The 12943-nt window shown below is 37.4% G+C and carries 8 protein-coding genes; 3 read left to right on the top strand and 5 right to left on the bottom strand.

Going from position 1 to position 12943, the window contains the following annotated elements; all coding sequences use genetic code 11:
* Positions 1-319 precede the first annotated feature (319 nt).
* The 3 genes from PQ479_RS01955 to gltB form a co-directional block, all read right to left on the bottom strand.
* Positions 320-961 (bottom strand): YpjP family protein, encoded by a 642-nt coding sequence (locus tag PQ479_RS01955; RefSeq protein ID WP_047989262.1) that lies wholly within the window; start codon positions 959-961, stop codon positions 320-322.
* 90 nt (positions 962-1051) lie between these two features.
* The gene (locus PQ479_RS01950) at positions 1052-2539 is read right to left on the bottom strand and encodes a glutamate synthase subunit beta (protein WP_047989263.1); all 1488 of its coding nucleotides are present in this window, start codon (positions 2537-2539) and stop codon (positions 1052-1054) included.
* 72 nt (positions 2540-2611) lie between these two features.
* On the bottom strand, positions 2612-7198 hold the full coding sequence (gene gltB / locus PQ479_RS01945; protein ID WP_047989610.1) for a glutamate synthase large subunit: 4587 nt from the start codon (positions 7196-7198) through the stop codon (positions 2612-2614).
* A gap of 607 nt (positions 7199-7805) precedes the next feature.
* On the opposite strand from gltB, the gene PQ479_RS01940 reads away from it, so the two are divergent.
* The 3 genes from PQ479_RS01940 (at position 7806) to PQ479_RS01930 (ending at position 10979) form a co-directional block, all read left to right on the top strand.
* Complete coding sequence (locus tag PQ479_RS01940; protein ID WP_047989264.1) at positions 7806-8825, top strand: toxic anion resistance protein; 1020 nt, start codon at positions 7806-7808, stop codon at positions 8823-8825.
* 110 nt (positions 8826-8935) lie between these two features.
* A complete protein-coding gene (locus tag PQ479_RS01935; protein ID WP_047989611.1) occupies positions 8936-9847 on the top strand; it encodes a GumC domain-containing protein in 912 nt (303 codons plus the stop codon).
* A 148-nt stretch (positions 9848-9995) separates the two neighbouring features.
* The gene (locus PQ479_RS01930; protein WP_053070429.1) at positions 9996-10979 is read left to right on the top strand and encodes a DUF2777 family protein; all 984 of its coding nucleotides are present in this window, start codon (positions 9996-9998) and stop codon (positions 10977-10979) included.
* Between the two features lie 459 nt (positions 10980-11438).
* Here PQ479_RS01930 and PQ479_RS01925 read toward each other — a convergent pair whose 3' ends face one another.
* Positions 11439-11648, bottom strand: a complete 210-nt coding sequence (locus tag PQ479_RS01925) for a hypothetical protein (RefSeq protein ID WP_047989265.1) — start codon at positions 11646-11648, stop codon at positions 11439-11441.
* A gap of 12 nt (positions 11649-11660) precedes the next feature.
* A complete protein-coding gene (locus PQ479_RS01920) occupies positions 11661-12803 on the bottom strand; it encodes a conserved virulence factor C family protein (RefSeq protein ID WP_047989266.1) in 1143 nt (380 codons plus the stop codon).
* Positions 12804-12943 lie beyond the last annotated feature (140 nt).

Genomic DNA, 12943 nt, shown 5'->3' with positions numbered 1-12943 from the left:
TTAGATTCCCGATTAAATTCCTACTAAAACTTCTATGACAAAACCGCATTCACTTCGCCACCAACACAGATGAAAGCCGTGCTTTACCCTTTACTAGTAGTCTTTCATTCACTTTGTTCTCTTTCAATTTAATGAATGTTTTAAGAGTGTTTATTGAACAAGAGATTTTAGATTAAACAAGCGGACGAAAATATGCGGAGACTCTCGTGGGACGGAGAGCATAATTTTCGGTAGCGACGAGTAACATTCTATGTTCGCCTTAACTTTCATACAAAAAACACATGAATAAGCAGTACAGCTCAATCATGTGTTTGATGTATCAACTCATCCATTTAGGTGGGCTGTTTTTACCCCAATATATACTACCTAATGAATGATGTCCTTCATATTTATCTAAATAAGTATGATAGTGAAAATTAAACCAATAACCTTTTTTAGGTGGCTGATCTCGTCTGACATGAAATCTAAAAATGTCTTCTCCACTTTCTTCATTATATAAATGAAAAATCTTCTCTCCTAAACCGTCTGCTGGCTTTGTTGATAACTTCACTGTTTTCCATTGCTCTGCCGTTAAATGATTGGTCGTTTCTTCTAAAACTTCAGACAATTGTGGTACGATGACTTCTTCAAAAGGTTCCTTAATTTTATCAGAAATCACATCACCAAATTTTAACATACTCATATCATATGCAAATTGCTTAACGTAAGAATTAAATACATCCGCTGAAGAAACATCTCGATGTATGTATTTGTCGGTAGCTGTACTTGTTGGTATAACAGAATGAAATAATCCATACTCGTTTTCATTCACTTTATAAATATTTACACGATCATCATAAGTAGCTTTTGGTAATCGTGGTTCTTCTGCATGTGCCTCTCGGTAATCATGTCCTGAGGTGACAAGGCCGATTGATAAAAGTGCACTCGTTACTAATAAGCTTCGTTTCATCCAGTGTAACAAAAAAACGCCTCCTCACCATACTTGTATAGACAATTATATCATCTCATATTTCTGGTGAAAAGGCTATTCATTTTTTCATAGAATTGTAGTTTAGGGTAGATTAGAAGCTCCCATTAGGTAACGATCACACTCTCTTGCCGCTTCTCTGCCTTCATGAATTGCCCAGACAACTAAACTTTGACCTCTTCGGTTATCACCTGCAGCAAATATACCTTCAATATTCGTTTGATATGAACCATATTCAGCTTTGATATTTGTTCTTCTATCTGTTTGGATAGACATTTGCTCAAGTAATTGTTGCTCAGGTCCTGTAAAACCAACTGCAAGGAATACTAAATCAGCTGGCCATACTTTTTCTGAACCAGGGATCGGTTGACGAGTTTTTTTACCATTGGCATCTATTTCCGTCTCAACATCAATCGTATGAATTTCTTTTACTTGCCCTAGTTCGTTACCAACAAATTTTGTAGTCATTAATTGATACGCACGAGGATCTTCCCCGTATACAGCTTTTGCTTCTTTATGACCATCATCTGCTTGATGGACAATAGGGAAAAGCGGCCACGGATTATTAGATGGTCTTTCATCTAACTTCATCCGATTAATGTCAAATTGTGTAATTGATTTGGCTCCATGCCTTACAGACGTAGTAATACAATCGGTACCAGTATCGCCACCACCAATGACAATTACATTTTTATTTCCTGCATGTATAAATGATTGGTCCTCAAATTGTGAATTAAGCAAACTCTTTGTATTAGCTGTTAGAAAATCCATGGCAAAATGTATGCCTTCAAGTTCACGCCCTTCTAATTCTACATCACGAGGCTTTGTCGCGCCTGTACATAAAATAACAGCATCATACTCTTTCTCAAGCTGATGAGCAGTAAGGTCTTTGCCAATCTCTGTGCCCGTTTGGAACAAAATCCCCTCTTCTTCTAAGAGCTTGATACGTCTTTGCACAACATGGTTAGCTAATTTCACATCTGGAATCCCGTACGTTAATAATCCTCCAATACGGTCCTCTCTTTCAAAAACCGTTACGAGATGTCCTGCCTTATTTAGTTGAGCAGCAGCAGCTAAACCAGCTGGTCCTGAGCCAACAATGGCTACTTTTTTTCCTGTTCTTGTTTTCGGAGGATTCGCTACAATCCAACCTTCTTGAAAACCACGTTCAACAATATGGAATTCCATACTTTTTATTGTGACAGCTTTATCATTAATTGCTAATGTACAGGAGCCTTCACACGGAGCAGGACATACCCTTCCGGTAAACTCAGGGAAGTTGTTTGTCTTATGTAGCCGCTCAAGAGCCTCTTTCCATTTCCCACGATAAACGAGATCATTCCACTCAGGAATTAAATTATAAACAGGACAGCCAATTTCTCCTGAACCAACCATCGTTGTCCCCGTTTGACAAAAAGGAACACCACAATCCATACATCGTGCCCCTTGTTGTCTTAACTGTTTTTCGGGCATTAAGATTTGAAATTCCTGCCAGCTTTTTGTACGTTCAAATGGATCACGCTTCGTTGGGTTTTCTCTTTTATATTCTAAAAATCCTGTTGGTTTCCCCAAATCTCTCACTCCCAACTACAGTCTGATATTGTCGTTTTATATGAATGGGCGTACGTAACATACGCCCCCATACTACTTACCACTTACCCTTGATTGATCATTTTTATTTTCATCAAAAGCAGCCATTACAGCATCTACATCTGCTAATCCCTCTAACTTCACTCGTTGAATCGCTTCTAACATGCGCTTATAATCTTTAGGGATCACTTTGACAAAATGTTGAATCGCTTCTTGCCAATTTGCTAATAACTCGGTAGCCAACTGGCTATTTGTATAGCTTTGATGTTTGGTTATCATTACACGAAGGCGTTCCATATCCTCGTCTTCTTTTACTTCCTCTAGTAAAACCATTTCTTGATTACATTTCTGAGCGAAATCACCATGAGGATTATAAACATAGGCAATCCCACCTGACATACCAGCAGCAAAGTTTTTACCAACTTGACCTAGGTTTACAACCACACCGCCTGTCATGTATTCAAGTCCGTGGTCACCGACACCTTCTACAACCACTGAGCTTCCGGAGTTTCGAACTGCAAATCTTTCACCAGCAATACCATTAATGTACGCTTCCCCATTTGTTGCCCCATAGAAAGTGGTGTTACCAATTAAGATGTTTTCATGTGCGTTAAAACTAGCTGACTTTGATGGAGCGATAATTAGCTTACCTCCAGATAAACCTTTACCTGTGTAATCATTTGCATCACCTTCTAGTCGGATCGTCACTCCTTTTGGAAGAAAAGCTCCCAAACTTTGACCAGCAGATCCATTCAACTGAATAGTAATCGTATCTTCCGGTAGCCCCTCTAAACCATAACGTTTGCTAATTTCACTTCCGATAATGGTGCCGACTACGCGGTCGGTATTCTTAACTTCAGATTCAATATAGACTTTTTCACCATATTCTAAAGCCCGTTTGCTTGCAGGTAATAAAGTACGGTGATCGAGCGATGCCTCAAGCTGGTGATCCTGTTCAACCGTTTTATAATTTTGACCTTGTGTTGCAACTTTAGGTTGATACAGCAAGTTTTCCAGCTTCAACAATTTTGCTTTTTCATTGTCTACATCTTGATCGACCTCTAGTACATCAGTCTGACCGATCATCTCATCAAAAGTACGGAATCCTAATTCAGCCATTATTTCACGAATTTCTTCCGCGATAAACGTCATAAAGTTCACGACATGATCAGGTGAACCCATATATTTTTTTCGAAGCTCTGGATTTTGTGTCGCAATTCCAACCGGACATGTATCTAAATGACAGACACGCATCACAATACAGCCTAAAACAACTAAAGGAGCTGTCGAAAAAGCGTACTCTTCTGCACCAAGTAAAGCTGCTACTACGACATCTTTACCCGTCATTAATTTTCCGTCTGTTTCTAACGTCACACGACTTCTTAAATTATTGAGTAATAGAGTTTGGTGCGTCTCAGCTAAACCAATTTCCCAAGGCAATCCTGTATGTTTAATACTCGTTCGTGCTGCCGCCCCTGTACCACCATCATATCCACTAATAATAATACCATCGGCTCGACCTTTTGCCACACCAGCGGCAATTGTTCCAACACCTGTACCAGCAACAAGCTTTACGCTTATTTTCGCGGATGGGTTGGCATTTTTTAAGTCGTGAATAAGCTCAGCTAAATCTTCAATGGAATAGATATCATGATGAGGTGGTGGCGAAATTAACCCTACACCAGGTGTTGAACCCCGAACCTCTGCAACCCAAGGATATACTTTATTCCCAGGCAATTGCCCACCTTCACCAGGCTTCGCTCCTTGAGCAACCTTAATTTGAATTTCATCGGCATTAACAAGATAATGGCTAGTTACCCCAAAACGCCCAGAAGCGACTTGTTTAATGGAACTTCGACGTAAGTCACCATTTTCATCTGGTATAAATCGTTTAGGGTCCTCTCCTCCTTCACCTGTATTACTTTTACCACCAATTCGATTCATAGCGATGGCTAAAGTCTCATGGGCCTCTTGAGAAATGGAACCGAATGACATGGCCCCTGTTCTAAACCTTTTGAATATCTCAGAAGCTGATTCTACCTCGTCAATGGCAATAGACTTTAAGTTTTTCTTAAACTTCAATAATCCTCTTAATGATGTTTGTTGTTTGGTTTGCTCATTAATGGATTGTGAGTATTTCTTAAATAAAGGAAAGTTATTAGAGCGACAAGCATTTTGTAACATATGAATAGTATGAGGATTATATTGATGTGGATCCCCATTTCTTCTCCATTGTAAATCATCGCCAGGATCTAAAGTCTTGTCTAATCCTTCTTGATTGGAATAGGCACGCTTATGTCGGGTAAGAACTTCTTGCTCTATAATTGCTAAATTAATGCCACCAATTCTTGATGTTGTCCATGTGAAATATCGATCGATGATTTCATCTGAGATACCAACAGCTTCAAAAATCTGTGCCCCGCGATAACTTTGAATGGTCGAAATACCCATCTTAGATAAAACCTTCATGATACCTTTTGTTGTTGCTTTCACATAACGATTAACCGACTCAATATAAGAATATTCTTCAATAAGTCCATCTTGAATTAATTCATCAATTGTATCCAAAACGACATATGGATTAATTGCCTCAGCCCCGTATCCGAGTAATACGGAATGATGATGAACTTCACGTGGTTCCCCTGACTCAAGTAAAAGACTCACTTTTGTTCTTGTCCCTTTTCGAATTAAATGATGATGTAAGCCACTAATCGCAAGTAATGAAGGGATCGCTGCAAATTGATGATTCATGCCACGGTCACTCAATATTATTAAAGAGTGTCCTGTTTGAATGGCACGGTCTGCTTGCTCAAATAATTGCTTTAATGCCTGCTCAAGACCTATATTAACATCAAATAAAATAGGTAAAGTCGTCGCTTTAAACCCTTCCATTTTATTGTGCTTGAGCTTTGCTAATTCTTCATTATTAATGATTGGATACGGCAAATGAATATGGCGACAGCTTTCGGCTGTTGGATTAAGTAAGTTCGCTTCTGCTCCAATTGTTGTTCCCATCGCCGTCACAATTTCTTCCCGAATCGCATCAATTGGAGGATTCGTAACTTGTGCAAATAATTGTTTAAAATAATTATATAATAGCTGAGGTTTTTTTGATAAAACAGCTAACGGCGAATCATACCCCATTGAGCCTACTGGATCTACACCATCTTTAATCATAGGAATAATCATCTTTGAAATTTCCTCATACGTATATCCATAGGCAAGCTGACGCTCTTTAAGCTTCGAGAAGTCACTGTTTTGCACCTGTGACGTCTCTAGTACATCATCTAATTGAATTAAATGCTCATTCACCCAATCTTGATAAGGCCGCTCACTGGCAATATCCTTTTTAATTTCCTCATCAGGAATAATCCGGCCTTCTTCTGTGTCAACAAGTAACATTTGACCTGGATGGAGCCTTTCCTTATATAGAACATTTTCAGGTTTAATATCAAGAACCCCTACTTCAGATGACATAAGAATATAATCATCTTTTGTCACATAATACCTAGAAGGTCTAAGTCCATTCCTATCTAAACAGGCACCGATTTGTTTACCATTAGTAAAAACGATAGCTGTTGGACCATCCCACGGTTCCATTAATGTACTATGGTATTGATAAAAGGCTTTTTTCTCAGGAGACATATTCGGATTATTTTGCCATGGTTCCGGAATCATCATCATCGCAGCATGTTGCATAGAACGGCCAGCTAATGATAAGAACTCTAAAGAATTATCAAACATAGAAGAATCACTACCACTTTGGTCAATGATCGGTTTAACTTTATTGATATTTTCACTAAATAAGGATGACTCGAACAAATGTTCACGTGCATGCATCCAATTGACATTACCTTTAATTGTGTTGATCTCTCCATTATGAATCATAAATCGATTCGGATGAGCCCTCTCCCAGCTCGGGAACGTATTCGTACTAAATCGTGAATGGACTAATGCTAGGGCCGATTCAAAATCTTGATCATTTAGATCTAAATAAAATTGATTAACCTGCTCAGTTGTTAACATCCCTTTATAAACAATCGTCCGACTAGATAAACTCGTAAAATAAAAGGATTGCCCTTCAGTAATAAAAGACGCTATTTCTTTTTCAGCACACTTACGTACCACATATAACTTTCTTTCAAACTCTTCGATATTCTCGATATTATCAGGCTTTTTAATAAAGAGTTGTTTAATATAAGGCATGGCAGACTTTGCTGCATTACCCAACATCGAATCATCGGTAGGCACATCCCTCCAGCCTAATAGGTCAAGTTGCTCTTCTTTAATAATTCTCTCTAAAGTTTGTTCTGCCCGTATTCTCTCTTTATTAATTTGTGGCAAAAACAACATTCCGACTCCGTATCCTTCATTATGAGGAAGAGTTATTCCAATTACTCGACAAGTCTTTTTAAAGAAACGATGTGGGATTTGTAGTAAGATACCTGCACCATCGCCAGTATTCACTTCATCCCCTTGGCCACCACGATGTTCTAAATTACGTAAAATATGAAGTGCATCCTCAACGACTTGATGAGATTTATTTCCTTTCATATGGGCCAAGAAACCGATCCCGCAATTATCATGTTCGAATTGCGGATCATATAAACCTTGTTTCTTCGGGTATCCAGCGTTCCGCATTGGCATCAACCTTTCTCCAAAAAATAAATTCAACTAACTCTCCCCAAAAAATTCGAGCTAATATACAAGATTATATCATTTTTCTGACATTTCGGCAAATTAATAATTACAAATACCCTTTATGAAAACGCTTACTAATAGAGGTTTTTAGGCTTTTTTCAAAACATACCAACTTACTACATTTTACATTTAATGTATAATTAATTATTTTATATGCATAAAAATACAATGACTACCAGAGAGAAACATTTTACCACAAAAGTATAATGGATAAATACATATGTCTATCAACGAATTAAAAGTCTATTTTCAGGAGTTAATGTTCGTTTTTTATCACACCTCTAAAGAATGACAAAAAATCCACCTTTAGACCGATTATTTAAACAGCATCTTCCGATTAAATAGTTTAATAGTAGACCATTTAGGAAATACCATCATGGAGAAAGTACTTAGTTTGTCAAAAAGACTCACTTCATTCATAATAGTAATGACTAACACGAGCTATAATGTACTTGAGGTAGTTCCCTTTCTTAATGAAAGTGAAACCTTTTAATAAATATGTACGTAAATGTATGTAATAAGAAATAAACGAACGGAGGTCTTTTTTATGTCAGAAAAAAAGGTAAACACACCCATAAACCCAGAAGAGCTAAAAAACACACTCAATGACGAGAAACGTTTAGATGATTTATTAGAAAAACTCCAAACGCTAGGTGAAGAAGAGCAGAAAGAAGCTGGCGAATCTTTAGAGGCTTTAAAACGACCTGTAAAAGAAATGATGGGCGAAGGATCAAATGAATTACCAAATCAATTATTTCAATTAAAAGAAATGGTTAGTCAATTAGAACCAAATTATCTTCACGATAGTCAAATGAAAAAATTCATGAATAAACTGTTAAGAAGAAATCCAATTGAAGCATATACGAGAAAATATCAAACGGTCGAATCACAAGTTGAACAGGTTATTGATGGCCTTTTAAGTGGAAGAGATAAACTGCAAGAAGATAATGTCATGCTTTTACAATTAAAAGGGGTCGCTAAGGAACGTATTCACAATTTAAACAAACAAATTGAAAATGGGAATCGTCTCCATGAAATGCTTGAAGAAGAAATGAATTCTGAGCAATGGCAAAACAATGATAATGAACTAAAAAAAGGGCAAGTGAAAATCGTGACGCGTGTGAAAAATATGTCTCAAGCAGTCATGGTCCTTCAACAATCATTAGCCTCCGTTGATCTAATTATCGATAATAACGAAAAATTAGAAGAAGCTATTTTTAATGCGATTACGATGACCAAAAATATTATTACCGTAACAGCATCGATTCAATTAGCCCTAAATAATCAACAAAAAGTTATATCTGCCGTTCGTAATGTGAACGAAGCGACCGAGTCAATGTTATTATCTAATGCACAGTTATTAAAAGAGAATACCGAACAAACATTAAAAACATTAGAAGAACCTGCGATAGCTATTGAAGCTTTCAAAAAAGCATATGACCAAGTATTCGCTGCGATCGAACTGACAGAACAATCTAATGAAAGAATTGTCACCAGTGGTAAAAAGTTCATTGAAGAAATGGATACATTAAACAAAGAAATGAAAACAAAACTAATCGGCCGCTAACATACCTAAAATAGCCACCTGATTGTGGCTTATATCCCAGCGATTATGAGGATTCTCACGTTTAACCGTAGCCCATAAGCAACTATCATACAAAAAGGAGGAGACGCATGATGAAAGAACTGACAGATTCACCATGGTTCAAGTTTCTAACACCTGCACACCGCCGAGCCGTGGACGAACACCTCCTCCGCGACGAAGCAACAAATAAATTAATTAAATCAGCCGAAAAACTCATTGACCACTTAACCAAAAAAGCACCAGGCTACAACCAAAAAAGAAGCATCCGCAGAAAACAAAAAGATATGATTATTCGATTAAAAGTTAATCATAAATGGATTCGTTTGCAAATTGCCGATACAAAATACTCTGTATCCCCCGTTCAAAAACGAATAAATATCGTATGTTATCGTCATTATGTAAAAGCTAATAATGGAATTGGTGTATGTAAAGAAGCAACAATCCATTATTACAAAGACGGAAAATGGCATGTCCGTTCTATCAAACAATCACCTAGTTTTCAAGGCGTTTTTTTTAGAGTGCATCGTTTAGATGAAGCATTTTCTACTGGTGCCCCTCAAACAGAAACCTCGTTAGAGTGGTTATCGAAACAAAGGGAGCAATTAAGAAGTTCAACAACCGACCAACTTCCTTATTTACTAGAAGAATCAAAACGTTATTTTGATTCAGTTAATCAATTTTCAATTGACCCATTAATCCAAAATAGATTAGAACGACTAGTTGAGCAAGCATCTAAAATTAGCACAGACTTCGACTTATTGGATTACGAAGAGAAACATATCGTAAAAAGAATGTTTAAAGAAGATATACCCAAATTACTTAATACGTATCTATCTTTATCTCTCAAAAATCAATTAGACCAAAAAGAAAACATCTTTGTCACCTTATCTAAGATGGAATTAACTTTGCTTGACTATCAAAATCAATTAGAGAAAGCACGAGTTGAAAAAATGAATTATTTGCTAAAACTACAGGAAATTCGTTATAATCGAAAACAATTGTAATTATTTGAAACACATTCTCCCCTGCATTCATATCATATATGAATCAAGAAAAAATGAACGTCACTTGCGTTCATTTTTTTAGTACGTATATAATACTAGTAACAAGATCGAATTTAGACCGAAAGAAAGATAAAAAGGAGCGGTAAACATGGACCGTAAAGAAGCAAAACAATTACTTGGCCAAATTGTACAATACAATGACCAACAAAAGGGTACATATTTAGCCAGATTAGATGATTTAATTTTAGAAGCTAAAAAGCCTTTTCGTGCACACCTGACAATCGTTTCTATTTTACGATTGCCTAACTTACATTTTAGTGCCAAAAATAAACCATATTATCCATTATACCTTGAGAGAACACAAGTCCAATGTTCTGGTACTTCCATTCAAAAATGGACCGAGCAGGAAGTAAAAACCTTTGAAGAATCACGTATCAAAGCCTATGAAACTCGCCTGTCAGAACTTGATTCTGAACAAGATAAAGATACATTTGAGAAAAATTTTTTAGAGTCCGAAATCGAACGATTGGTCCATAATTACCATTTGAAGAAGACGTATTCAGAAGAATTTTTAAAGGAACATATTAAATATACATTTACAAAACGTAATAATCGTTATTTTCTAATCGACCAAAATGGTGGGGAATTATTATTAGATGATTGTCCCTTTGAGTTAATTTGGGTGATTGATCAGAAAAAATATAATGGCTTTTACGTAGGTGATGGCTTATTTGAATCAGAGAACAGTAAATCATTCGCCCCAAATGAAGGTGCGCACTTCTTCATTCATAAAGAACAGTTTGACCCTTATATGATATTTAAACAAGAGCTTGAACCCCAGGCTTTAACTGCCTTTGAAAAAAGTTTACAACATTACAAGTTGACTCACGAGAACTTGATTGAATGTCATAATACCTTACTAACACAGCTCCTAAAACATGATGACCATGCTAATTTTAGCGGTGTTAATTTCTTCACTTACAAGAAAGAACACGATCTCATCATGGTTCTACATCATTACGAGCGTACACTTAAAGAAGGTCAGGACGATTATATTTATGATCGTTTTGAATTTACAACCTCAGAAGGTAAAAGGTCGATATTTACCTATACGAATGAATATTCGATTTAACAATTAGTCAGATGACAGAGAGAGTGACTGAAGAGTGGCTCTCTTTTTTATAGAAGTGCGAACAGTCAAATAGCGAAACCACACTTTCATCTTTGTTGGTGGCGGAGCTGGTTCTGGCTCCACCATGGACGTTTTTTATGGAAGTTTTGCTTTTTTATTTGTTGGCTTTTCATTCATTTATTTTGTATGAGAAGTTCTCTAACCAAGAAGCCTGCAACAACCCAAGCGGAGGGAATGAGGTGGCCGACTCCTGCAGGAATAGCCTGAGCCTTGAGACCCCGCAAGCGAAGCGCGGAGGCTCAAGCAAGGCCTGCGGAAAGCGTGCCCCCCATTCCCGGAGCGATCATCGAAGATGAGCATATCGCCTTTAGTCAACTTTCATACAAAAAAGAGCTAAGTTCAACAACTCATGCGTCATTGTTGACTTAACTCTTATCGTTTTGAATGTTATTCCGAAGATTATTCCTCGTCTTTTACTTCTATAATGGTTACACCGTTATCTATTAATAATTGGATGAGAGCGTTGTTTAACTCTTGGTCATAACATAAACCAATCGAAGGAACTAATTCGAGTTCTTCTAAATAACCTGACTCCGCATCCTCTACAAGCTCTAATAAATCATCCATTTTTGTTGCCTTTAATTGATTGACAATTTGATCTCTGTCCATTTTAACATCCACCTAAGAGCGATTGTTGGAGATCGAGTCTGTCATTTGCTTCCAGACCGAACCTTTCGCTTCCTCTCCACCTTCAATTCTTTCTAATGCCATCTTCGCTTGTAAAGCGACTTCAAATTCTAGGTCGTTCTCCGCTTCTTTTAAAGCCTCAATTGCCGTTTCATCCCCTACTTCATTTAAAAACATCGCAGCACGCCAGCGTACGAGTTTGTTTTTATCTTTTAAAGATTCAATAACCGCCGGCATCGCAGTCGGATCGCCAATGTCTGATAAGCAATCACCCGCAGTTCTTCTTACCGTTACAGATGAATCCTTTAATGCTTTATACAGTAGTGGTAAAACGACTGGTTTTTCAATCATGCCTAAATACATCGTTGCTAAGCGACGAATTGAGGCTTTTTCATCATCTAAAGCTTTTTCTAAAACGGATAGGTCCTCTTCAGATGGGTCCATACGATCCATGACTTCATAACGTTCGCGCCAATCTTCTTTGTCTAACATATCAAGTGTCACCTTCATATAACGGTTCGTCGTCACTCGCTCCGCACCGGCTTCACCTTCTCCTCTATTCGCTGCATCCACTAATTCTTTTAAACGTTCTTTTGAATAGGCAGCGGCTACTTCCTCGCGAACCTCTTTTGCAATTTGATCTAACTCACCATAACGGGCACCTTGATCCACCCATTTTCTTTCCAATACGACATTGTCAGCATCTGTTTGTGCTTGGGCTAATGCTTCTACGAATCGCTCGGGCAGACCTTCTCTTTTTTCTTGCTCACCATCTGTTAATTTGATTTGCATTGGAATACCTTTAAACATTTGGAGCTGAACCGTCACTTCTCCAAAATGTTCATTTACTTGGCTTGTCTGGTCAGACTCGGCATCCGCTTCTTCTCCAAAAACTTCACGAACTTTCGGCAGAATTAATTTCCAATCTACTTTTGGATGACGGTCAATGGCGATAAAATCAGCAACGTGATACACCGCTTTGACACCTTCAATTTCAAATAATTGTTGTATGTTTGTAGGTGCTTTCTCTTTATTTTTAGTCGTATAACTATTTCCTTGATGACCACCGAGGCTTTCACTTAAAGTTAATTTCATCGTATTAGGGCTCGGTGTTGGTTCGATTGATTGAATAAACAATGAATCCAGCCTCCTTATTCATTTATGCAACGATCTTACCATATTCATAGACCTGCTGCCAAATCATCTAACCTTTTTAGGAACATAAATCATCGATACGAGAAATTACTAATTATTTCATAAAATTCTTTCAAAAAAAA

Origin of the sequence: Alkalihalobacillus pseudalcaliphilus (assembly GCF_028610675.1) — a bacterium.
Classification (GTDB): Bacteria; Bacillota; Bacilli; order Bacillales; family Bacillaceae_D; genus Alkalihalobacillus; species Alkalihalobacillus pseudalcaliphilus.
The sequence above is the reverse complement of the archived record's forward strand: the minus strand, read 5'-3'. Positions and strand labels throughout refer to the sequence as shown.